A 22,206-nucleotide genomic window follows, 5' to 3' on the forward strand; every position below is an offset into this window, starting at 1 on the left:
GGTCAGATCCCGACCTTCTCGGCCTCGAGGTCGGGCACCGGCAGCCGCGCGGACTCCGCGCGGTCGACGGCCGCCTGCACGAAGGCGGCGAACAGCGGGTGCGGCCGGGTGGGGCGGCTCTTGAGCTCGGGGTGGGCCTGGGTGCCGACGAAGAACGGGTGCACCTCGCGCGGCAGCTCGGCGAACTCGACCAGGTGGCCGTCGGGCGAGGTGCCGCTGAACACGAAGCCGGCCTCGGTGAGCCGGTCGCGGTAGGCGTTGGCGACCTCGTAGCGGTGCCGGTGCCGCTCGGTGACCTCGGTCGAGCCGTAGGCGGCCGCGGCCACCGACCCCTTCTGCAGGTGCGCCGGGTAGCTGCCCAGCCGCATGGTGCCGCCGAGGTCCCGCTCGCCGGCGACGACGTCGAGCTGGTCGGCCATGGTGGCGATGACCGCGTCGGGGGTGTCGGGGTCGAACTCCGCGGAGTTGGCGTGCTCGAGGCCGGCCATGTTGCGGGCGTACTCGATGACCATGCACTGCAGGCCCAGGCACAGGCCCAGCGTCGGGATGCCGTTGGTGCGGCTGTAGCGGATGGCGCCGAGCTTGCCCTCGATGCCGCGCACGCCGAACCCGCCGGGGATGCACACGCCGTCGACGTCGGACAGCGCCGCGGCCGCCCCCTCGGGGGTCTGGCAGTCGTCGGAGGGCACCCAGCGGATCTGCACCCGGCTGCGGTGGGCGAACCCGCCGGCGCGCAGCGCCTCGGTCACCGACAGGTAGGCGTCGGGCAGGTCGACGTACTTGCCGACCAGCGCGATCGTCACCGTCTGCTTCGGGCGGTGCACCCGGTCGAGCAGGTCGCCCCACACCGTCCAGTCGACGTCGCGGAAGGGCAGGCCCAGCCGGCGGACGACGTAGGCGTCGAGACCCTCGCGGTGCAGCACCTTGGGGATGTCGTAGATCGACGGCGCGTCGGGGCAGGAGATGACGCCCTCGGCGTCGACGTCGCACATCAGGCTGATCTTGCGCTTGAGGCCGGTGGCGATCTCGCGGTCGGCGCGGCACACCAGCGCGTCGGGCTGGATGCCGATGTTGCGCAGCGCCGCCACCGAGTGCTGCGTCGGCTTGGTCTTCAGCTCCCCCGACGGCGCGATGTAGGGCACCAGCGAGATGTGCAGGAAGAAGCAGTTGTCACGGCCGATCTCGTGGCGCACCTGCCGGGCGGCCTCGAGGAAGGGCAGCGACTCGATGTCACCGACCGTGCCGCCGATCTCGGTGATGACGACGTCGGCGGAGTCCTCGCCGTCCTCGCCGTCGACCTCGGCGGCCGCGAGGATGCGCGCCTTGATCTCGTTGGTGATGTGCGGGATCACCTGCACGGTGTCCCCGAGGTACTCCCCGCGCCGCTCCTTGGCGATGACGTCGGAGTACACCTGCCCGGTCGTCACATTCGACCGCGCGCCGAGGTCGGTGTCGAGGAACCGCTCGTAGTGGCCGACGTCGAGGTCGGTCTCGGCACCGTCCTCGGTGACGAACACCTCCCCGTGCTGGAACGGGTTCATCGTCCCGGGGTCGACGTTGAGGTAGGGGTCCAGCTTCTGCATGGTCACCCGCAGGCCGCGGGCGGACAGCAGCGCGCCGAGGGAACTGGCCGTCAGGCCCTTGCCCAGAGAGGAGACAACTCCGCCGGTGACGAAGACGAACTTCGTCGGCTGGGAGTTGTGGAGGAGCCCGCGATCACGCATTCCAGGTCGACCCACGGGAACCCACCGTAACACGATCGGCCAGATCCCCCCGGGTGCCGCCGGACACCTCGCCGCCCGCCGGGGACGTCGCGGCCAGCGCCACCAGCAGCGGCACCAGCAGCGTCGCGGCGGTCGCCGGGAGCGCCACCCCGGAGTCGTTGACCGCGGCGCCCAGGGCCAGGCTCAGGGCGGCGGCGAGCAGCCCGGACCGCAGCACCGCGGCATCGGCCGGCGCCAGGCCCGAGCCGCCGTCGCGCAGCAGCCCGTACCCGCGCGGCCGCCGGCCGCGGACCAGCCACAGCACCGCCACCAGCGCCACGGGCAGCACCCACGCCAGGGCGCTGCCCAGCAGGATGTCGAGGTTGGCCTGCGCCTTGCGGCTGACCACCGTCCACGCCTCGCCGGTGAGCAGCTGCTCGACGAACCGGCCCAGGTGGCTGCGCTCGTCGGCCGGCCGCGTCCAGTCCAGGACCGCCAGCGTGCCGACGGCGACCACGCCCGCGGCGAGCACCGCGGCCAGCCGGACCAGCGTCACCCGCACCCCGGTGAGCAGCATCGCCAGCAGCAGGAAGCCCGGCAGGGTCGCCAGCACGCCGCCGAAGTCGCGGCCCAGGCCCGGCGCGCCCACCAGCACCACGGTGAGCGCCCCGGCGGCCAGCACGACGGCGCCGGTGACGCGCCGCTGCCGCCGTCCGCCGTCGTCGCGCCCGGCTCCCGCGCGCCGGCCGGCCGCCGTCGCCACGACCGCGGTGGCGACCAGCGCGGCGGCGGCGAGCAGGCCGGAGCCGAGGTTGCCGTAGCCGGTGAAGCGACCGGCGACGATCGCGTCGTAGCCGAGCAGTCCGTCGAGCTCCAGCGGCGACCCGGCCAGCACGTCGCCGACCAGCGTCGCGACGGTGATCCCGAGGACGGCCAGCGGCGGGCCGAGCCTGCGCCGTCGCCCGGTCCCCCGCGCCCAGGGCCCCAGCAGCGCCACCGCCGTCACCGCCGCGGCGGCCAGCAGCACCGACCCCGCCAGCGCCCAGCGCGGGGACCCGGCCCGCTCCCACGGCAGCAGCCCGGCCAGGTGGGTGGCCACCGGCAGCGACGCGGCGGCGAGCGCGGCGACCTCCAGCAGCGGCCGCAGCCGGGCCAGCGGGGCGCGCGCGCCGCGGCGCAGGCCGAGGACGAGCAGCCCGAGGACGACGACGGCGGCGTCCACGGCCACCAGGGCGACGAAGAACGTGCCGGTGCTGCGGTGGTGGGTGACCGCCGCGGTGTTGGCCCGCTCCAGGGCCGCGACCGCCTCGGCGGTGGGCGGCCGGCCGCCGGTGACCGTCAGCGGCTGCCCGTTCACCGAGATGGGCCGCTCGGCGCCCAGCGCCCGCAGCACGGTGGGAGCGACGTCGATGAGCTGGGTGAACGGCGCCCGGCCGGTGCTGGCTGAGGTGAGCCAGCCCGGACCGGTGAAGCCCGGCCCGGAGGCGATGCCCACGTGCAGCTGCGGGCGGCCGTCGTTGACCTCCGAGACGCCCTGCACCAGCAGCAGCGTCTCCCCGGGCAGCGTGGCCACCGCGGCGCGCAACCGCGCGACGGCGTCGTCGACCTCCGCCACGGCCGCCGCGCGGGAGGCCGGCTCGGTGCCGGTCTCGCTGCCCTCCGGGGCGGGCACGCCGGCGTCGACCAGCCCGTCGAGGGAGACCAACGTCAGCGGGCAGGGCTCGAGCAGGCCGGCGACGGCAGCGGGGTCGGCGGGCAGCGCCTCCTCGCGGGTCAGCCCGACGCCGGGGGCGGCGACGGCCAGCGCGGCGGCCCGGCCGACGACGGTCGCGCAGCCCACGGCGGTGCCGAGCGCGCCGGGCTCGGCACCGAAGCGGGCGGTGGCGGGGTCCTCGGCGACGGCGCGGACGGCGGTCAGCGGATCGGCCAGCCCGACCTGCGCCAGCCGCTCCTGCAGGCCGCAGTGCGACAGCGCCGGGCTGACCGGCGGCCCGGCGGGCACCGGCGCCTGCGACGGGGTGGCGCCCGCGCCGGCGTCCTCGCCCGGCAGCGGGACCGTGGGCAGCGGCACCGGCGGCGCGGCCTCGTCGGGCGCGGGGAAGCGGGCCCGGTTGCCCGCGCCCAGGGTGGCCCAGCCGTCGAGCAGGCAGGTGGTCGAGCGCGCCGCGCGGACCGACACCGCGCCGATCGGGGACGTGTCGGCCAGCTCCCACAGCGCCGGCGTGGTCGCGGGGTCGAGGTCGCTCCACACCAGCCCGGGGACGCCGACGACGAGCACCCGGTCGGCCGACCAGTCCTCGGCGGCGGCCGCCGCGCCGGGCAGCCCGGCCACGAGCAGGGTCAGCAGCGTCCCCAGCAGGACGGCGGCGCGCCTCATGCCGCGCCGGTCCCCGGCGGTCCCAGCAGCTCCCGGTAGACGGCGACCAGCGTGCGCGCGGTGGCCGCCTCGTCGGGCCAGCCCGCGGCCTGCTCCCGGCCGGCGGCGGCGAGGGCGGCGGCGGCTCCGGGGCCGGCGAGCAGGCCGGTGACGGCGTCGGCGAGCGCGGCGGCGTCACCGGGCGGGACCAGCCGCGCCCCGTCGCCGAGCAGGTCGGGCAGCCCGCCGGTGCGGGTGGCGACCAGGGGCACACCGGCGCGCAGCGCCTCCTGGGCGGTGAGCGAGCGCGCCTCCCAGCGGGAGGGCAGCACCACGAGGTCGGCGGCGGCGAGCAGGTCGGCTACGTCGTCGCGGCGGCCGAGCAGGGTGACCGGCAGCCGGCCGGCGCGGATCCGCCCGGTCAGCTCGGCGTGCAGCGGGCCGTCCCCGGCGACGGCGACCAGCGGCGGGTCGGGACGCGCGGCCCAGGTGGCGGCGGCGTCGAGGAGGACGTCGTAGCCCTTCTGCGGGTGCAGCCGGCCCACGGCGAGCACCAGGGGCCGCCCGTCGGCCAGGCCGATCCCGGCGCGCACCTCGGCGCGGGAGCGGGTCGCCGGCGGCAGCGCGGGCGCCGCCACCGGCGCGACCCGGACGTCGCGGGCGCCGAGGCGCCGGGCGTTGGCGGCGAGGTCGGCCGAGGCGGCCAGCACGACGTCGGCGGCGCGGACGGTGGCCCGCTCGGCCTGCGCCAGGAGCCGCCGCAGCGGGCCGGTGCGGTCGGGCAGCGCGTTGTGCAGCGTGACCACCAGCGGCCGGCGGGCCCCGCCCGCGACGCGCACCGCGGCGGCGGCGACCAGCCCGGCGCGCAGCCCGTGGGCGTGCACCAGGTCGGCGCCGGACAGTGCACCGTCGAGCACACGGCGCAGGGAGAGGACGGCGCGGGTGTCGGCGACCGGGTCGAGCCCGGCGGAGATCTCGACCGGGGTGAACCGGGCGGCCGCGGAGAACCCGAACAGCGCGTCGGTGGCCGCCGGGCCGCAGACGGTGACCGCGGCGCCGGCGTCGGCGAGCGCGGGCAGCACCGAGCGCAGGTGGGTGCCCACGCCGCCGGTGCTGGTGGCCAGCACCTCGGCGAGGCGGCGGCCGGCCAGCTCCCGCTCAGCCACCGTGCACCTCCGTCCCCCCGGGCGTCCGCAACGCGCGCACCGCCGCGAGCAGGGGCCGGCGCGCCGTGACCATCATGACCGCCGCCGCCACCGCGGTCACGGCCGCGGCGGCCAGCAGCCCGGCGCCGACCGCGCCGGGCAGCGAGCCGGCCGGGACCGGGTCGGCGCCCAGCGCCCGGGCGGTGAGCAGCCCCGCGGCGGCACCGGCGGCGGCGGCCAGCAGCGCGGGCAGGCCGCAGCGGGCCAGCCCCGCCAGCCCGCCGGGGGCGGCCCGGGCGGTGACCGCGAGCAGCGCCAGCCCGGCGACGGTCACCCCGAGGCTGTGCCCGGCGGCCAGCGCCAGTGCCCGGTCCGCGGGCGGGAGGGCGCGCGCCAGCCCGACGTCGGCGGCGACCGCCAGCAGCCACCCGCCGAGCACGCAGGCCGTGGGCGCCTTCCACAGGCCGCGGGCGTAGAGGGCGCGGGTGAGCACCGCGACCAGCCCGTAGCCGGCCAGGCCCGGCGCGAAGCCGAGGATCGTGTCGCGCAGCGCGGCGACGTCGCCGGTGCTGCCGCCGAGGAGGAACACCCGCGCCATGGGCCCGGCGACGGCGGCGAGCACGGCGGCGGCGCCCAGCGAGGCCACCAGCACCAGCGTGGTGACCGGGGCCAGCGCGCGCCGGTAGCCGGCCTCGTCGCCGGTGCCGGCCCGCTCGGCCAGCAGCGGGTAGGCCGAGGTGGCCAGCGGCACCGCGACCGCGGCCCACGGCACGAGGAACAGCGTCAGCCCGGCGGTGTAGGCCACCTGGGTGCCGTCGGGCCCGCCGCTGGCCAGCCGGATCGCGACAGCGGCCACCAGCTGCTGCCCGGCGAGGGTGAGCACGCCCGCCAGGGCGAGCCGCCGCACCCGCGGCGCGGCGCCCACCGGGAACCGCAGCGACGGGCGCAGCCCCAGGTGCAGCCGGCGCAGCGGCACCAGCAGCGGCAGGGTCAGCGCGGCCACGCCGAGCGTCGTCCCGACCGCGAGGACGAGCTCGGCCGGCGTCGACAGCGCCGCGACGTCCCGGGCGCCGCCGAGCAGCGCGAACAGCCCGTAGGTGCCGGCGACGACGACGCTGGACAGCAGCGGCGCGATCGCCGGCGCGGCGAAGCGGCGGTGCGCCTGCAGCACACCGGTGAGCACGATGCCCAGCCCGTACAGCACCACCTGCGGGGCGAAGACCAGCAGGAACCGGGCGCCGAGGGCCACCTCGGCCTCGGAGCCACCGCCGAGCAGCAGCCGCGCGATCGGCTCGGCCAGGACGGCGACCAGCGCGGCGAGCGGCACGAGCAGCAGCAGGGTCCAGCCCAGCAGCGCCGAGGCGGTGCGGCGCACCTGCTCGCGGTCGCCGGTGGCGATGCCGCCGGCGAGCATCGGGACCACCAGGGAGGCCAGCGCTCCCCCGGCGACGACCTCGAAGACGATGTTGGGGACGGTGTTGGCCGCGGTGTAGACGTCGCCGGTGCTGTCGGCGCCGACGGCGTTGGTGAACACCAGCGTGCGGCCGAACCCGGCCAGGCGGGCCAGCACGGTGAGGACGGCGATGAGCGCGGCGGCGCCGGCCACGCCCTCGGCCACCCGGCGTCCCGACACGGTCGGCCCTGCCGCGGTCACGCCGGGCGGCGGCCGAGCCGGTCGAGCTCGCGCAGGCCCGGGGTGGCCTCGATCACCCGGGTGAAGCTGATCCGCTCGCTGGCCAGCGTCAGCGCGGTGACCGCGGCCAGCAGGCCGGCGCGCACGGGGCGGGAGGGGACGGCGGCGGCCCGCAGCCCGAGCAGCGCGCCGACGGCGTTGGCGCCGGCGTCGCCGAGCATGACCCGCTCGCCGAGGTCGGCCGGCAGCACCGCCAGCGCCGCGCCCAGCGGGCCGGCGACCAGGCCGCCGGCGGGACCGCGCAGCCCGGCGGCCGCGGCGACGGCGGCGGCCTTCGCCGCCCGGCCCGGGCGCAGGTCGAGCAGGTTGACCAGGTTGGCGGTGCCGGCGACCAGGCCGGTGGTGAGGACGGCGTCGGCCGGGCCGCGGCGCGTGGCGAGCGCGGCGACGGCCGCCGCAGCGCCGATGCCGGCGACCTTGACCGCGCCGGCCGACACCCGCCCGGCGCGCAGCGCCCGCAGGTGCCCGGCCAGCCCCTTGTCGCGGGCCTGCTCGGGCCGGGCGCCGGCCAGGTCGTCGTAGCCGCCCACCAGCCCGGACACCGCCCCGGCGACGGCGGCCGCGCCGCGGGTGCCGGCCGGGGCGCCGAGGACCGCCCCGGCGGTGGCGGCGGCGGCCAGCGCGGGCCCGCCGAGCAGGGTCACCGGCCGGCCGGCGTAGTTGGTGCGCCGCCACGGCGCCCCGGCCGGGCGGGCGTCCACGGCGGCGGCCGCCGCGAGTCCGGCGCGGGCCGCCGCCGCCCCGGCCGCCACGAGCAGCGCCGGGTGCGGGCTCACGGGGTGGCGGCCGGCAGCGGCGGGACCGGCTGGGTGCCCTCCCCGGTGCCGTACGCGCCGGAGGTGCCCTCGCGCTCGCGGCCCAGCGCCAGCACGGTGCTGATCCGGCCCGAGGGGCTGGTCACGTTGTCCACGGTGGAGACGGCGGCGGCGGTCCCGGGGTCGTCGCGGACTGCGCCCACGAGGCCGTTCTCCCCGGCGGAGGCGGCGTCGCCGGCCACCACGGCGCCCGAGCCCGCGGCGTCGAGGGCGGTGACCAGGTCCACCAGCGTGTCGGTGCGGTCGGCGGCGTCCTCGCCGTCGAAGGCGCCGGTGGTGAGGACGACGGCGTGGTCGGCCGGGGTGACCGAGTCCGAGTCCTGGGAGAGCACGTCGAGCGCGGTGAGCCCGGCCAGGACGGTGGAGACGGCGGCGGTGTCGGGCACCGGGGCGCCGGCGGCCGGGACCACGAGGGTCTGGCCCAGCAGCGCGCCGACGAGCTGGCCGGTGTCGTCGGTCTCGGGCAGCGCGACGCCGGCGGGCCGGCCGGCCGGGGTGGTCACGTAGCTCTGCAGCGCCGACTCGCTGGCCGGGTCGCTGTACTCCGGGGTGAGGGTGAGCTGCCCGGCGATCGTGCCGCCGGCCTCGGTGACCAGCGCGGTCACCTCCTCGACGGTCTCGGTGGCGACGTCCTCGGAGGCGAGCACCAGGAGCACGCTGCGGCCGGTGAGCGTGCCCTGCACCAGCGCGGGTGCGACCGCGGACTCGAAGGCGTCGTCGGCGTCGACCTGGGTCTGCAGCGTCTGGGTGGTGTCCTCCAGCGCGCGCTTGTCCTCCTGCAGCGAGCTGACCTGCCCCCGCAGGTTGTCCAGCACCGGCCCCGACAGCTGGGTCGCGCCGATCACCAGCCCCAGGGCGATCGCGAGGAACACCGCGATCAGAGAGACCAGGTGGTAGCGGAAGTCGATCACGAGAAGAGGTTCTCCAACCAGAACACGAAGCTGTCCCACTGGTCGACCAGCAGGTCGAGGTAGATCCGCCCGGCGGTGGTGACGGCCAGGGCGGCGACGATGGCCAGCAGCGCCGCCAGCACCAGGACGACGAGCGCCCCGGTGGAGATGCGGCTGCGGTAGAGCCGGCTCACGCCCTTGGCGTCGACGAGCTTGCCGCCCAGCCGCAGCCGGGTGAGGAAGGTCGAGGCCATGCCGCCGCGGCCCTTGTCGAGGAACTCCACGAGCGTGGCGTGGGTGCCCACGGCGACGATGAGCTTGGCGCCCTTCTCGTCGGCCAACAGCATCGCGATGTCCTCGCTGGTCGCCGCGGCCGGGAAGGTGATGGCGTCGACGCCGAGGTCCTGCACGCGCTTGAGCCCGGGGGCGCGGCCGTCGGCGTAGGCGTGCACCACGACCTCGGCGCCGCTCTTGAGGACGTGGTCGCTGACCGAGTCCATGTCGCCGATGATCATGTCCGGGGAGTAGCCGGCCTCCACCAGCGCGTCGGCGCCGCCGTCGACGCCGACGAGCACCGGCCGGTAGTCGCGGATGTAGGACCGCAGCGCCTGCAGGTCCTCCTTGTAGTCGTACCCGCGGACGACGACGAGCACGTGCCGGCCCTCGATCGTCGTGCGCACGTCGGGCACGCCGACGCCGTCGAGGAGCAGCGCGCGCTCGCGCTTCATGTACTCCATCGTGTTGGTGGCGAAGGCCTCCAGCTGCGTGGACAGCCCCGCCCGGGCCTCGGCCATCGCCGCGGCGACGGTGTCCGGCGTCTGCTCGGTGCCCTTCGCGACGGGGGCGCCGTCGGGGCCGTAGAGGGTGTCGCCCTCGACGCGGACCTGCGCGCCCTCCTTGAGGGCGCCGAGCACGTCCTTGCCGACGCCGTCGACCAGCGGGATGCCCGCGGCGGTGAGGATCTCCGGCCCCAGGTTCGGGTAGCGGCCGGAGATGCTGGGGGCGGCGTTGACCACGGCGCCGACCTTGGCGGCGACCAGGGAGTCGGCGCTGACGCGGTCGATGTCGACGTGGTCGATGACGGCGATGTCCCCGGGCCGCAGGCGCTTGGTGAGGTTCTTCGTGCGACGGTCCAGCCGGACGGTGCCGCTCACCCCGGGTGCCGCCTCCTGGGCCCGGCTCCGTCGCAGGGTGCCGATGCGCATTCCCGCATGCTCCCACGCACGCCTGTGGGGGCCGCCCTCCGACGCGCTTCGGCGACCGCCTGGTCACGCAGGGTGTCCGACACCACGGTGAGCGCGACACGCCCGGCGCGCGCGCCCCACCAGCACCCTCGGAGTGTCCGGTATCGCTGTCTAGCGTCGTCGTCGTGACACGTGGGGCTCCAGCTGCCAGCTTCCCGGCGACCGGCCCCGGCGCCGCCGACGGGGTGCCGGAGCACGCGCCGGCACCGGCCCCCGCCCCGGTCATCCGGGCGGTCCCGGGGACGCGCCCCGAGCCCCCGTCCGAGCCCCTGTCCGGGCCCCCTGCCGCACCGGCCGGCGAGCGCGCGGCCCCCGCCCAACCGCCGGCGGGTCCCGACGGACCGCCGGCCGGGCGGGCCGCCCGGCGGCGGCAGCGGCGCGGCTCGGGGGTGCGCGAGCGGCGGCGGCTGGAGACCCGCGACCGCATCGTCGAGGTCGCGGCGGCGCTGTTCGCCGAGCGCGGCTTCGACGCGGTCAGCGTCGTGGAGATCGCCCAGCGCGCCGGCGTGGTCGAGAAGACGGTGTTCAACCACTTCCCGGTCAAGGAGGGCCTGGTGCTCTCCACCGACCCACCGGTGCGCGCGGCGCTGCTGCGGGCCGTCGCCGAGCGGCCGGCCGGGGAGTCGGCGGCCGCGGCGGCCGGGACGTTCCTCGTCGCGGCGATGGCGTCGCTGGGGGACCCGGAGGCCGCCGAGGGCGTGGCGGTGATGGCCCGGGTGGTGCGCGGCTCGCGCACGCTGCAGGTGCGCGAGCGGGAGATCCTCGGGGAGATCACCGCCGCGCTGGCCGCGCAGATCCGCGAGGAGACCGGGGCCCCCGACGGCGCGGTGGAGCCCGAGCTCACCGCGTCGGCGGTCACCGCGCTCTACGGGCGGCTGCTCGAGCTGGCCCGCGACCGGGTGCTGGCGGGGGTGACCGGTCCCGAGCTGGCCGCCGAGCTGCGCGCGGCCGGCCGCCGGGGGCTGTCGCTGCTGCAGTTCGGGCTGGCCGGGTACGCCAAGCGGCGCTGCTGACACGTCCGGCGGGTGCTCGCGTCCGGCCGGGCGCTCTGCCAGGGTGCGCGGCGTGCGTCCCCGCCGGCCCGCCGCCGTCCTCTGCCTCGCCCTGACCGGGGTGCTGCCCGGCTGCGCCTGGCTGGTCGACGCCGACGACCCGGCCGGCGACCCGGTGGCCGTGCCGCGGTTCGAGGGCTCTCCCCCGCCGATCGCGCCGGTGACCCCGGCGCCGGTGGCAGGCGCGACGCTGGCCGACGTCTCGGGCGGCACCGCCTACTCCGGCACGGTCGGCGTCGTGCGCACCCCGGTGTCGGTCGGCCTGCCCCCGCTGCCGGGCCCGGTCGCCGAGGACTGCGACCTGCCCGACGACGGCTCGGTGCGCACGCTGGCCGTCGAGCTGACCTTCACCGACACCTCGACGGCGGGGATGGCGGGGCTGGCCGCCGACGTCGCGCTGACCGCCGCCGACGGCGGGCCGCCGCGCGCCGGTACCGCCGTCCTGGTCGGGTCTTCCGCGCCGGGGACGCGCTGGTGCCAGGACGGCCCGTCGCCGGTGACCGACGGCTTCGGCGTGGGCAGCGGGACCGGCAGCGTCACCACCGTCACCGTCTGGGTCGTGGCCCGCGACGGGGCCCCGACCGACGACCTGGTGCTGCGGGTGTGGGGGCTGCGCAACGAGGCCGGGTCGAACGCGACCGGCCCGTGGGACGAGGTGACCGTGGCCGCCGGCGGGTGCGCCGACGACCCCGCGGCGCTGTGCGTGCCCCTGGGGTGAGGGCCCTCAGGCCGGCAGCTGCAGCGCCCGCAGCAGCTGGTCGGCGCGGTCGCCGGGGATCGCCGGGTCCCGGGTGAACAGCGCGACGGCGACCATGTACTCGTCGTCGCCGGCCCAGCCGCGGCCCTCCTCGACGATCCGGCGGATCTGCGCGCGCACCTTCGGCTCGCTGCTGTAGGGGCCGAAGTCCAGGCCCATGGCGAGGAAGTTGGCCACCCGGTAGCCGAGGTCGGTGGCGGTGGAGACGGTGGTGACCGGGTCGGCGTAGCTGGCGACGGCGGTGACCACGTTCTCGTAGCCGGCCTTGAGCAGCTGCAGCGTCAGGTCGTTGCCGCGCACGCCGCCCCACAGCTCGGGCATGAGGATGTCGCGGTCGGGCGCGGGGATGTAGGGCGGGTTGGCGATCGCGGTGGTCACCGGCTCGCCGCCGGCCGCGTCGGCCCGGTCGAAGAAGTTCCCGAGCTCGACGGTGTAGCGGTCGGCCACGCCGCGCCGGGCGGTGTTGGCCCGGGCCTGCTCCACCGAGTCGGCGCTGATGTCGGAGCTGCGGACGCGCAGCCCGGGCAGGCCCGCGACGACGTCGGCGATCGCCGAGGCGTCCCCGGTGCCGAGCTCCACCACCGGGACGGACTCCCAGCCCAGCTGCTCGCGGTACTGCTGCAGCAGCATGCAGACGGAGAAGCCGTAGTGCGCGGACTCGTCGGCGGAGCTGAAGCAGCTCACCGGACGTCCCCGGCGGGGCTCGCGGCGGTGGTGACGGCAGGGACGGGTGGGCGCACGTCCGGGGCCTACCCGCGCGCGGGGCCGGACAGTCCTGCCTCCCGCCACCGGGTGGCGCACGACCGGGTGGTCCGGCGCCGGTCCCCCGTCGGCGGGCGACGGTCAGCCGCGGGCCGCGGCCGCGACCGCCAGCAGCTCCCGGGCGTGCGCCTGGCCGGTGTCGCTGTCGGTGAGCCCGGAGAGCATCCGGGCCAGCTCGCGCACCCGGTCCTCGCCGTCGACGGCGCGGATGTCGGTGGCGGTGACCCCGGCCGCGGTGTCCGGCGACTTGTCCACGACCAGGTGGGTGTCGGCGAAGGCGGCCACCTGCGCGAGGTGGGTGACGACGACGACCTGGTGGTCGCCGGCCAGCCGGGCCAGCCGGCGGCCGATCTCGCCGGCGGCCTGCCCGCCGACGCCGGCGTCGACCTCGTCGAAGACCATCACCGGCACCGGGTCGGCGCCGGCGAAGACCACCTCGATGGCGAGCATGACCCGGGACAGCTCACCGCCGGACGCGCCGCGGTGCACCGGCCGGGGCGGGGCGCCGGGGTGGGCGGCCATGAGCAGCGCGACCTCGTCGACGCCGTCGGGGCCGGGCTGGTCGGGGTGGCTGTCGATGGAGAACGACACCCGGGCGCTCTTCATCGCCAGGCCGGCCAGCTCGCGGCCGACCTCGGCGGCGAACCCGTCGGCGGCGGCGCGGCGGCCGGCGGACACGCGGGCGGCGAGGTCGTCGACCTCGGCGCGGGCGGTGTCGCGGGCGGCGGCGAGGGCCTCGAGCGCCTCGTCGGAGACGTCGAGCGCGGACAGCTTCTGCCGGGCCTCCTCGGCCCAGGCGAGCACGCCGGCCAGGCCCTCCCCCGGGTCGGCGTACTTGCGCACCAGCGCGGTGATCGCCGCCCGCCGGTCGAGGACCTCGGCCAGCCGCGCGGGGTCGGCGTCGAGGTCGGCGACGTACCCGGCGAGCTGGACGCTGACGTCGGAGACGACGGCGACGGCGTCGGCGAGGTCGCGGGCGAGCAGGACCAGCGCGGGGTCGTCGGTGCCGGCCAGGGCGCGCTCGGCGACGGCCAGCGCGGCGGTGGCGTCCTGTGGCAGCCCCTCGGCGCCCAGGTCGCCGGTGACGTCGCCGACCAGCGCCATCCGGGCCTCGTCGACGGCGGCCCGCAGGGCGTCGGCGTCGCCGAGCCGCTTGGCCTGCGCGTCGAGGGCCTCGTCCTCGCCGGGCTCGGGCGCCAGGGCCTCGATCTCCTCCAGCCCGTGCCGCAGCACGTCGGCGGCCTGGGCGAGCTCGCGGGCCTGGCCGCGGCGGCGGTCGAGGTCGGCGGCCAGCTCCCGCCAGTGGGCGTGGGCGGCGCGGTAGGTCATCAGTAGCTCCAGGTGTGCCGGGCCGGCGTAGCGGTCGAGAGCCGCCCGCTGCTCGGCCGGGCGCGACAGCCGCAGCTGGTCGCTCTGCCCGTGCACGGCCAACAGCCCATCGGCCAGCTCCGAGACGACCCCGACGGGGACGCTGCGCCCGCCCAGGTGGGCGCGGGAGCGGCCCTCGGCGTTGACGGTGCGGGCCAGGATCAGCGAGCCGTCCTCGTCGGGCTCGGCGCCGGCCTCGGCGGCCCGCTCCCACACCGGGGAGTCCGCGGGCAGCTCCAGCCGGCCCTCGACGCCGGCCCGGCCGGTGGCGCGCACCCGTCCGGGGTCGGCGCGGCCGCCGAAGAGCAGCGTCAGGCCGGTGACCACCATCGTCTTGCCGGCGCCGGTCTCGCCGGTGACCACGGTCAGGCCGCGGCCGAGCTCGAGGGTGACGTCGTCGATGGCGCCCAGGCCGCGGATGCGCAGCTCGGTGAGCCGGCCGAGGTCGTGCCGGGCGCGCGCGGTGGGCGCGCCGTCGGCGCGGGCGTCCGGGACCGCGTCCGCGGAGACCTCCTCGGCGACCGCGGTGCCGGGCGGGTCGGCCTCGCCGGACCGGGGGCGCCGGGCCCGGCCGGCCCGCTCACGCGTCGGGGTCCGGGGTGCCACCGCGCACCTCCTCTCCGGTCGCCGGGGCGCCGTTGGCCGAGGGGGGCAGCGTGACCACGTCGCGCAGGAGCACGTTGCGCGAGCTGCGCAGCTCGTGGCCCGGGTCGTGCCGGCGGGCGTCGCGGAACCCGTGCACCGGCAGGCCGAACTTCGCTCCCAGCCGGTCGCCGAAGGTGGACGGGTGCACGCGGGCGATGCGCACCGGCCGCTCGGCGCGCCGCACGTCGACCCGGCCCCCGACGGGGACGTCGAACGCGCGGCGGCCGTCGGCCGACACGCGCGCGCGGTTGCCGTCGGGCGGGACGGCGACCGACAGCACCGCGTCCGGCGAGGTGACCAGCGGGCGCGAGAAGAGGGCGTGCGCGTTGGACGGCACCAGCAGCAGCGCCTCGACGTCGGGCCACACCACCGGGCCGCCGGCGGAGAACGCGTAGGCCGTCGAACCGGTCGGGGTGGCGAACAGCACGCCGTCGCAGCCGAAGCTGGTCAGCGGCCGGCCGTCGACGGAGATGACGACGTCGAGCACGCGCGAGCGCTGCGCCTTCTCCACGGACACCTCGTTGAGCGCCCAGGTGCCGGCGACGACGGCGCCGGTGGCGTCGAGGACGTCGATCTCCACGGCCAGCCGCTTCTCCACCGAGTAGTCGCAGCGCTCGATCGCGGTGAGGGTCTCCTCGACCGCCTCGGGCTCGGTCTCGGCGAGGAAGCCGACGCGGCCGAGGTTGACGCCCATGAGCGCGGCATGGCTGTAGCGGGCCAGCTCGGCGGCGCGCAGGAAGGTGCCGTCGCCGCCGAAGACCATGACGATCTCCGCGCCCCGGGCGGCCTCGGCGTCGGCCGGGACGACGTCGGCGCCGGGGATGCCCAGGTCGTCGGCCTCGTCCTCCAGCAGGCGCACGGTGATCCCGGCGCGCTCCAGCCGCGCCGCGGAGCTGCGCGCGAGCTCGACGATGTCCTCGCGCCCGGTGTGCACGGCCAGCAGCACGTGCCGGCCACCGCCGGGACGCCACTCGCCCTGGCCGGCCTCGCTCATCGGTCCTCCCCGCCCGGGACCGTGCGGTCCCCGTCGCCGCGGGCTGCCTCGCCCGCCCGTCTCCTCCCAGCGTCCCCTGAGACGCGCCGGTGCGCCCGTGCGGTCACCGCGGCCCCTCCTCGACGGCGCGCACGACGTCGGCCTCCTCGGGGCGCCCCGCGTCGCGGCGCAGCCAGAGGAAGAACTCGACGTTGCCCGCCGGGCCGGGCAGCGGGCTGGCCACCACCCCGGCGGTCCCCCAGCCGAGGTCGGCGGCGGCCCCAGCGACCGCGAGCACGGCGTCGGCGCGGGCGGCGCGGTCCCGGACGACGCCGCCGGAGCCCAGCCGCTCGCGGCCGACCTCGAACTGCGGCTTGACCATCGGCAGCAGGTCGGCCTCCGCGGTGGCGCACGCGGTGAGCGCGGGCAGCACCAGCCGCAGCGAGATGAACGACAGGTCGGCCACGACCAGGTCGACCGGCCCGCCCACGTCCTCTAGCGCCAGGCTGCGGACGTTGGTGCGCTCGAGCACCCGCACCCGCTCGTCGGTGCGCAGCGACCAGGCCAGCTCCCCGTAGCCGACGTCGACGGCGACCACCTCCCGGGCGCCGCGGGACAGCAGCACCTCGGTGAAGCCGCCGGTGGAGGCGCCGGCGTCCAGCGCCCGGCGGCCCTCGACGGCGACACCGAAGGCGTCGAGCGCGCCGATCAGCTTGTGCGCGCCGCGGGACACCCAGCGCTGCTCGTCGGGGTCGGTGCGCACGACGACGGGCGTGGCCGGGTCGACCGCGGTGGCCGGCTTGGTGGCGGCCTGCCCGGCGACCGCGACCCGGCCCTCGTGGATCAGCTCGACGGCGTGCTCGCGGGAGCGGGCCAGGCCCCGCCGCACGAGCTCGGCGTCGAGTCGGCTGCGGCGCGGCATCAGAGCTGGTCGATCGTCGCGAGTTCGCGCCTGAGCCGGTCGTGCTCGGCCTCGAAGACGGCCACGTGCTCGGCGACCGGGCGCTGGTCGAGGCCGGCCAGCGCGGCCGCTGTGGCGCTGCCCGGGCCGGCGCCGTCCGGGGCCGCGCTCCCCGGCACCGTGCTCCCCGGGGTCGCGCCCTCCGGGACCGTGCTCTCCGGACCGGCGGCGCCCGCGGCGGCGGGGCCGGGCCGCGGCGGGCCCGGAACCGGTCGCGGCCGGATCGGCTCGGTCATGGCAGGGACCTTCCGGACGGGGCGTGAGAGGCGTGACGGCGGGCGTGCGGACGACGGGCCCGGGACGGGGACCGGTGGTGATCCCGGCCCGCGAGACTACCGGCCGCCACCGACGGCGACGGTCCCGCGGACCGGACCGGCGGCGCTCCCCCGGCCGCCGCGTGCGCCGTGCTCACGACCGCACCAGGTCCCAGTCGGTGAGTGCGCGGCGGGCCGCCTCGTCACCGGCCCGCAGCTCGGCCCCGGCCGGGCCGCCCGGTCGTGACCAGGACGCCACGCACAGGGCGCGCAGCCCGTCGAGCCCGTCGTCGGGACCAGGGGCGTCGCCACGGCCGGCGGCGTCCGGGACGGTGCGCAGCACGAGCGCCGCCCCGCCGTCGGCGGCCGCCAGCCAGCCGCCGCAGCGCCAGCCGCCCTCCTCGGTGACGACGGGCGGGTGCGGCACCAGCAGGCCGCCGGCGTCGGGGGCGAGCAGGTCGGGGCGGTGGTCGGGCTGCGCAGCCAGCAGCGTCCCGGGGTCGGTGACGCCGCTGAGCACCAGCAGGCTGGCCGCGCCGGCGCGGTGGCTGCCCTCGATGTCGGTGTCGAGCCGGTCGCCGACGACGAGCGGGCGCCGCGCCCCGGTGCGGCGGACGCACTCGGCGTGCATCGCCGGGTCGGGTTTGCCGGTGACCACCGGCTCGGCCCCCGTGACGCCGGCGACCACGGCCACCATCGCCCCGTTGCCGGGCAGCGGCCCGCGCGGGGAGGGGATGGTGGCGTCGGCGTTGGTGGCCACGTGCCGCGCCCCGCGCCGGACGGCGACGACCGCCTCGGCCAGCTGGGCCCAGCCGACCTCCCGCCCGTAGCCCTGCACCACGGCGGCCGGGTCGTCCTCGGCCCGCTCGACGACGGTCAGCCCGGCCGCCCGCAGCGCGGCCGCGACCCCGGGGCCGCCGACCGGCAGCACCCGGGCACCGGTACCGAGCGTCGCGGCGACGACCGAGGCGGCCGCCTGCGAGCTGGTGATCACCTCGTCGGCGGTGGCCGGGACCCCCAGCTCCTCGAGGTGCCGGGCCACCTCCTCCGGCGTGCGCGAGGCGTTGTTCGTGACGAAGCCCAGGCGCATGCCCGCCTCCCGCGCCGCGGCGAGCGCGGCGGGGACGCCGGGCACCGCGTCGGGTCCGACGTAGACGACCCCGTCGAGGTCGAGCAGCGCGACGTCGAACAGCGCGGCGGGCGGGCGGGGGCTGCCGGCGGCCAGGCCGCCCGCGCCGGCACCGCCCGGTGCGGCGCTCACGCCGCGCCGGGCCCGGAGGCCCGCCGGGCGCGGACGCCGCGCAGAGCCCGTGCGTAGTGCGGCAGGTCCGGGCGCATGGCGACGGCCAGGGCCAGGTGCTCGGCGGCCAGGTCGAGGTCGCCGGCGCGGCTGGCGGCCAGCCCGAGCCCGAAGTGGGCGTAGTCATCGGTCGGGTTCCCCGCCGCGAGCTCACCGAAGCTGTCGACGGCCTCCCCGTAGCGCCCGGCGTCGTACTGCGCGCGGGCCAGCGCCTCCAGGACGCTGCGGGAGCCGGGCTCGGCCTCCGCGGCCCGGGTGAGCAGGGTGGCCGCGGCCGCGGGGTCGCCGTTGCTGAGCAGGTCCAGACCCCGGCGGTACCACTCGTAGACGCCGCCCTCGGGCCCGTGCCCGTCGGGCGCCGCCCGTCCCGCGCCTCCTGCTGTCCCCACCGACGTCCTCCCGTCCTCCCGCGGTCCGCCTACCCCGCCCGGTGCCCGTGCGGGCCCGGGGACCGGACGCCGCGGCGGCCCGGGACGGACGGCTCCTACGATCCCGTCGTGCACTCGTCGCCGCTGGGCTCCCCGCCACACGTCGCGACGGGACTCGACGTCCGGCCCTTCCGGGCCCTCACCTACCGGCACCGGGACCCGGAGCACCTGGCCCGGGTGAGCTCGCCAGCGTACGACCTGGTGACCCCCGACGGCGCGGAACGGCTGGCTGCCGCCGACCCGCACAACATCGTCCGCCTCATCCTCCCGGGCGGCACGTCCGGCGCGGGCACCGCCGGCGCCACCGGCCCCGCGGCGGCCGGGGACGTCGCCGCCCGGGCGGCCGGGGCCCTGCACGCGTGGGAGCGGTCCGGGGTGCTCGTCCGCGACGAGCGCCCGGCGATGTGGCGCTACGAGATGCGGCCCGCCGACGGCGAGCCCACGGTCGGCTGGCTGGGCGGGGTGGCCGTGGGCGGCCGGGCGGTGCTCCCGCACGAGGACACCTTCCCGGCCGCCGTCGAGGGCCGCCGGGCGCTGCTCGCGGCGACGGCCACCGACCTCGAGCCCATCGTGCTGGCCCACGACCCCGAGCCGGAGGTGGCCGCGCTGACCGCGGCGGCCGGCGGCGGCCCGCCCGACCTCGAGGTGGTCGACGACGACGGGGTCGCCCACCGGCTGTGGCGGGTGACCGACGCGGCGGTCCTGGACCGGCTGCAGGCGGCGCTGGCCCGCACCGGTGCGGTGATCGCCGACGGGCACCACCGCTTCGCCGCCGCGCAGGCGCTGCACCGCACCCACGCGACCGGCAATTGCCAGGTGCTGGCGCTGCTGACCCCCATGGGCGCCGGCGGCCTGCGGGTCGAGCCGATCCACCGCGTGGTGCCGGACCTGACCCTGCAGGACGCCCGGGACGCCGCCGCGCGCGGGTTCACGGTGACCGACGTGCCCGTCGACCCGGACCCGGCCGCGGTGGCCGTCACCGCGCGGCCGCTCCTCGCGACCCTCGACGGCGGCCTGCTGCTCACCGACGGCCGGCAGCTGCTCTCCCTGTCCGACCCGACACCCGAGGTGCGCGCGACCGTGCCGGCCGAGGCGCCTCCGTCGTGGCGTTCCCTCGACGTCGTCCTCGCCACGACCGGCCTGCTGGGCGGGCTGTGGGGCCGGCCCGACGACCCGGGCTCGGTGCTCGTGGCCCACGACGTCGCCGAGGCGGTGCGGCTGGCCGGCGCGCGGGCGGGTGTGGCCGTGCTGCTGCGGCCGCCCTCGCCCGCCGACGTCGCCGCGGTGGCCCGGGCCGGAGCCCGGATGCCGCGCAAGTCGACGCTGTTCGTGCCCAAGCCGCGCACCGGGCTGGTGCTGCGCCCGCACGCCGACTGAGGGCGGCCGCCGCAGCGGACCCGTCATGCCGTCCGCACCGTCCCCGAGCCCGCCGACCGCGGCACCTTGCGGCCCCGCCGGCAGTTGACCTCGCACACCGACACCGTGCCCTGGCCGGTGCGCCAGAACCGCCGCTGCAGCGCCCCCTCGACCTCGACGACGTCGCCGGCCTCCCAGGCGGCCATCCGCCGCTGCAGGCCCCGGTCGTAGGTGATGCAGGTCAGCACGTCGACCGACGAGCCGCGGGCCCGGGGCTCGGGTCGGCGCACGACGAGCCGGAAGGTGACCAGCGGGTCCCCGCTGGGGAGGGTCCGGTGCTCCGCGGGAGCCGAGAGGCGCCCGCGGAGCACGACGTCGTTCCGGTCGATGACAGCCACGCTCATGACGGCAGCGTGCTGCCCGGGGACTCCCCGGCGGCCACCACGCCCGACCCTGTGGACGGGGCGGGCGGTGTGGACGACGCCGCGGGAACTGTCGGGGGTCAGTGCCCGGGCTGGTCCTCCGCCGGCGGGTCGACCTCACCGAGCAGCTCGGCGACCTCGCGCTCGACGTCCTCGTCGAAGTCGACGTCCTCGACGTCCTCGACGTCCTCGACGTCCTCGACGTCCTCGACGTCCTCGACGTCCTCGACGTCGGCGGGGACGGTGTCCTCCCCGTCGGCGCCGGTGTCGCCCTCACCGGTGTCGTCGCCGGTGTCGGCCGCCCTGTCCCCCGGCCGCTGGGCGGCGCCGGTGGCCGTCTCGTCGGCGGTGCCCGCCTCCGGCAACGGCAGCTCCTCCTCGCCGAAGGCGACGTCCTCGTCCTCGTCGGGTGCGGCGGCGTCCACGGCCTCCCGCCAGGCGCCGGCAGCCGGGTCCTCGCCGGCGGCGAGGAGGTCGGCGTAGGCGGAGGCGATCCGGCGCGTGCCCTCGTCGGCCAGGTCGACGCCGGTGGGCACCGGCCGGCCCCCCAGCGCACCCTCCAGGACCAGCCGCGCGGCCGCGGTCTCCCCGAGGTCCTGACGGGCGCCGGCCTCGACGAGCCGGAGCTCGACGGTCTCGGCCCGGTCGGGTTGGTGGGCCAGTGCCTCCCGGACCAGCCGCAGCGCGACCTCGGGCCGTCCCAGCGCGCGCTCGCAGTCGGCGAGGACGGCGCGGTACCCCTCGTCGCCGCTCATCCGCCGGTAGGCGCGCAGCTCGCGCGACGCCTCGGCGTAGTCGCCGGCGTGGTAGGCGGCCACGCCCACCGCCTCCCGGACGACGGCGATGCGCGAGGCGCGGTCGCGGGCCGCTCGGGCGTGGCTCAGTGCGAGTTCCGGGTCGTCGTCGACCAGCGTGCCGGCGACGACCAGGTGGCGGGCGACCTTCTCGGCGTTGCGGGAGTCGAGACCGCGCAGGGAGGCACGGATCGCAGGGTCGAGTTCCCGCGCGTCGGCCCAGTCGGGGAGGTCCGGCCCGGGCGCGACCGGCGGCGTGCGGTCCCGGTCAGGCCGGGGACGACGGTCGTCGGTGGGACGACGGTCGTCGGTGGGACGACGGTCGCGCCAGCTGCGGCCGCCCGCGCGGTCGGCGGGGCCGCCGCGCTGCTGCGGACGTGCTCCGCCGCTGTCCGGGCGGCCACGCCACCCGGTCCGCTCTCCGGTCGGGTCGGGTGCGGACCGGTCGGCCTGTGGCCGGCGCTCCCGCCACTCCGGGCGGGCGGCGGACTCGTCCCGACGGCGCGGCCGCGCGCTCCCCTCCCAGGACCGGTTGCTGCGCGCGGCATCGCCCGCAGGACGCCGGTCCCGGCGATCGCCGGCGACCGCCTCGCTCCGCCGCCCCCGCTCCTCGCCCGCCGGCGGGCGCCGATCCGCGGCGGCACCTGGACGTCCCATCCCGCTGCGCCGGTCCTGCCAGGAGCCCGACGACCGGTCCGCGGCCGGACGCCGGTCGCGCCAGTCGCCCGTGGGGCGGTCACCGGTCGTCCGGCGGTCCTGCCGGTCGTCGCGATCGCGGTCGCCGACGGGACGGCGGTCCCGCCGGTCGCCGCCGGACGTCCTCCCGGCCACCGGGCCGCCCGAGCGCTCTCCCGGACGCCGGTCGCCGGAGCGGCTGCTCTGCCCGCCGCGCGGGGACCAGTCGCCGCCCGAGCCGCGCCCACCCTGCCGGCCCGCACGGTCCCCCGCGGTCCGGGGGTTGTCGGAGGTCCCGCGACGCGGCCCACCGGACACTCCACCTCGACGCTCCGCCCCGGCGTCGCGTCCACCCATAGGGCGTCCCTGCCGGTCGTCCCGGCCCGCACCGGCCTGGCCCCGGCCACCGCGGCCGTCGTCGCGGCCGCGCCCGGCGGACCCTCGTCGGGGAGAAGTCATGTCGTCCTGAGTACCTCGGCGCTACGGGCAGCACTCCTGGGAGCGCCACGAGAAAGGTGCAGAAATGGGCGAGGACGGGAGTCGGAGCCCATCGGCTCCGACTCCCGTCCTCGTGAATGGTTGTCCGGCGGTGTCCTACTCTCCCACCCCGTGT

19 protein-coding genes are annotated in these 22,206 nt (G+C 78.3%); 3 read left to right on the top strand and 16 right to left on the bottom strand.

Annotation, left to right across the window (positions count from 1 at the left end; translation table 11 throughout):
• Positions 1-2: 2 nt before the first annotated feature.
• Genes ACI8AD_RS18775 through steA form a run of 7 tightly spaced genes read right to left on the bottom strand, consistent with a single transcriptional unit; the run spans position 3 to position 9,756 of the window.
• Complete coding sequence (locus tag ACI8AD_RS18775) at positions 3-1,724, bottom strand: CTP synthase (RefSeq protein ID WP_456872041.1); 1,722 nt, start codon at positions 1,722-1,724, stop codon at positions 3-5.
• The gene (locus ACI8AD_RS18780) at positions 1,717-4,080 is read right to left on the bottom strand and encodes a hypothetical protein (RefSeq protein WP_456872042.1); all 2,364 of its coding nucleotides are present in this window, start codon (positions 4,078-4,080) and stop codon (positions 1,717-1,719) included. The genes ACI8AD_RS18775 and ACI8AD_RS18780 overlap by 8 nt, the downstream gene beginning before the upstream one ends.
• Positions 4,077-5,225, bottom strand: a complete 1,149-nt coding sequence (locus ACI8AD_RS18785; RefSeq protein ID WP_456872043.1) for a glycosyltransferase family 4 protein — start codon at positions 5,223-5,225, stop codon at positions 4,077-4,079. The genes ACI8AD_RS18780 and ACI8AD_RS18785 overlap by 4 nt, the downstream gene beginning before the upstream one ends.
• Complete coding sequence (murJ, locus tag ACI8AD_RS18790) at positions 5,218-6,837, bottom strand: murein biosynthesis integral membrane protein MurJ (RefSeq protein ID WP_456872044.1); 1,620 nt, start codon at positions 6,835-6,837, stop codon at positions 5,218-5,220. Before murJ ends, ACI8AD_RS18785 begins: the two co-directional genes overlap by 8 nt.
• A 17-nt stretch (positions 6,838-6,854) precedes the next feature.
• Positions 6,855-7,673 carry a hypothetical protein gene (locus tag ACI8AD_RS18795; protein WP_456872045.1) on the bottom strand — a complete coding sequence of 273 codons (819 nt, stop codon included), beginning with the start codon at positions 7,671-7,673 and terminating at the stop codon, positions 6,855-6,857.
• The gene (locus ACI8AD_RS18800; RefSeq protein WP_456872046.1) at positions 7,670-8,623 is read right to left on the bottom strand and encodes a copper transporter; all 954 of its coding nucleotides are present in this window, start codon (positions 8,621-8,623) and stop codon (positions 7,670-7,672) included. The genes ACI8AD_RS18795 and ACI8AD_RS18800 overlap by 4 nt, the downstream gene beginning before the upstream one ends.
• On the bottom strand, positions 8,620-9,756 hold the full coding sequence (steA, locus tag ACI8AD_RS18805) for a putative cytokinetic ring protein SteA (RefSeq protein WP_456872047.1): 1,137 nt from the start codon (positions 9,754-9,756) through the stop codon (positions 8,620-8,622). Before steA ends, ACI8AD_RS18800 begins: the two co-directional genes overlap by 4 nt.
• Before the next feature lie 479 nt (positions 9,757-10,235).
• Here steA and ACI8AD_RS18810 point away from each other — a divergent pair, with 479 nt between their 5' ends.
• Complete coding sequence (locus ACI8AD_RS18810) at positions 10,236-10,859, top strand: TetR/AcrR family transcriptional regulator (protein WP_456872048.1); 624 nt, start codon at positions 10,236-10,238, stop codon at positions 10,857-10,859.
• Positions 10,860-10,911: 52 nt separating this feature from the next.
• Complete coding sequence (locus ACI8AD_RS18815) at positions 10,912-11,616, top strand: hypothetical protein (RefSeq protein ID WP_456872049.1); 705 nt, start codon at positions 10,912-10,914, stop codon at positions 11,614-11,616.
• A 6-nt stretch (positions 11,617-11,622) separates the two neighbouring features.
• Here ACI8AD_RS18815 and ACI8AD_RS18820 read toward each other — a convergent pair whose 3' ends face one another.
• From ACI8AD_RS18820 to ACI8AD_RS18850, 7 genes are all read right to left on the bottom strand, one after another.
• Positions 11,623-12,339 (bottom strand): methylase, encoded by a 717-nt coding sequence (locus tag ACI8AD_RS18820; protein ID WP_456872050.1) that lies wholly within the window; start codon positions 12,337-12,339, stop codon positions 11,623-11,625.
• 159 nt (positions 12,340-12,498) lie between these two features.
• Entirely contained in the window at positions 12,499-14,391 is a 1,893-nt protein-coding gene (gene recN / locus ACI8AD_RS18825; RefSeq protein ID WP_456872051.1) for a DNA repair protein RecN, read from the bottom strand.
• Complete coding sequence (locus ACI8AD_RS18830; RefSeq protein WP_456872052.1) at positions 14,366-15,424, bottom strand: NAD kinase; 1,059 nt, start codon at positions 15,422-15,424, stop codon at positions 14,366-14,368. Before ACI8AD_RS18830 ends, recN begins: the two co-directional genes overlap by 26 nt.
• A 103-nt stretch (positions 15,425-15,527) precedes the next feature.
• Positions 15,528-16,325 carry a TlyA family RNA methyltransferase gene (locus tag ACI8AD_RS18835; RefSeq protein ID WP_456872053.1) on the bottom strand — a complete coding sequence of 266 codons (798 nt, stop codon included), beginning with the start codon at positions 16,323-16,325 and terminating at the stop codon, positions 15,528-15,530.
• The gene (locus ACI8AD_RS18840) at positions 16,325-16,600 is read right to left on the bottom strand and encodes a hypothetical protein (protein WP_456872054.1); all 276 of its coding nucleotides are present in this window, start codon (positions 16,598-16,600) and stop codon (positions 16,325-16,327) included. The genes ACI8AD_RS18835 and ACI8AD_RS18840 overlap by 1 nt, the downstream gene beginning before the upstream one ends.
• A 172-nt stretch (positions 16,601-16,772) precedes the next feature.
• The gene (locus ACI8AD_RS18845; RefSeq protein ID WP_456872055.1) at positions 16,773-17,879 is read right to left on the bottom strand and encodes an HAD-IIA family hydrolase; all 1,107 of its coding nucleotides are present in this window, start codon (positions 17,877-17,879) and stop codon (positions 16,773-16,775) included.
• Positions 17,876-18,307 carry a tetratricopeptide repeat protein gene (locus ACI8AD_RS18850; protein ID WP_456872056.1) on the bottom strand — a complete coding sequence of 144 codons (432 nt, stop codon included), beginning with the start codon at positions 18,305-18,307 and terminating at the stop codon, positions 17,876-17,878. The genes ACI8AD_RS18845 and ACI8AD_RS18850 overlap by 4 nt, the downstream gene beginning before the upstream one ends.
• Positions 18,308-18,415: 108 nt before the next feature.
• Here ACI8AD_RS18850 and ACI8AD_RS18855 point away from each other — a divergent pair, with 108 nt between their 5' ends.
• Positions 18,416-19,723: a DUF1015 domain-containing protein gene (locus tag ACI8AD_RS18855; RefSeq protein ID WP_456872057.1), complete on the top strand. Its 1,308-nt coding sequence runs from the start codon at positions 18,416-18,418 to the stop codon at positions 19,721-19,723.
• Between the two features lie 23 nt (positions 19,724-19,746).
• Here ACI8AD_RS18855 and ACI8AD_RS18860 read toward each other — a convergent pair whose 3' ends face one another.
• Both ACI8AD_RS18860 and ACI8AD_RS18865 read right to left on the bottom strand, forming a co-directional pair.
• Positions 19,747-20,106 carry a single-stranded DNA-binding protein gene (locus ACI8AD_RS18860; protein ID WP_456872058.1) on the bottom strand — a complete coding sequence of 120 codons (360 nt, stop codon included), beginning with the start codon at positions 20,104-20,106 and terminating at the stop codon, positions 19,747-19,749.
• A gap of 98 nt (positions 20,107-20,204) precedes the next feature.
• On the bottom strand, positions 20,205-21,575 hold the full coding sequence (locus tag ACI8AD_RS18865) for a hypothetical protein (RefSeq protein ID WP_456872059.1): 1,371 nt from the start codon (positions 21,573-21,575) through the stop codon (positions 20,205-20,207).
• Positions 21,576-22,206 lie beyond the last annotated feature (631 nt).

The organism is Geodermatophilus sp. SYSU D00766, from assembly GCF_054049915.1.

Coding starts and splice junctions, on each gene's coding strand:
- ACI8AD_RS18775 (WP_456872041.1), bottom strand. CDS start 1,724: ATGCGTGATCGCGGGCTCCTCCACAACTCCCAGCCGACGAAGTTCGTC.
- ACI8AD_RS18780 (WP_456872042.1), bottom strand. CDS start 4,080: ATGAGGCGCGCCGCCGTCCTGCTGGGGACGCTGCTGACCCTGCTCGTG.
- ACI8AD_RS18830 (WP_456872052.1), bottom strand. CDS start 15,424: ATGAGCGAGGCCGGCCAGGGCGAGTGGCGTCCCGGCGGTGGCCGGCAC.
- ACI8AD_RS18835 (WP_456872053.1), bottom strand. CDS start 16,325: ATGCCGCGCCGCAGCCGACTCGACGCCGAGCTCGTGCGGCGGGGCCTG.
- ACI8AD_RS18840 (WP_456872054.1), bottom strand. CDS start 16,600: ATGACCGAGCCGATCCGGCCGCGACCGGTTCCGGGCCCGCCGCGGCCC.
- ACI8AD_RS18860 (WP_456872058.1), bottom strand. CDS start 20,106: ATGAGCGTGGCTGTCATCGACCGGAACGACGTCGTGCTCCGCGGGCGC.
- ACI8AD_RS18865 (WP_456872059.1), bottom strand. CDS start 21,575: ATGGGACGTCCAGGTGCCGCCGCGGATCGGCGCCCGCCGGCGGGCGAG.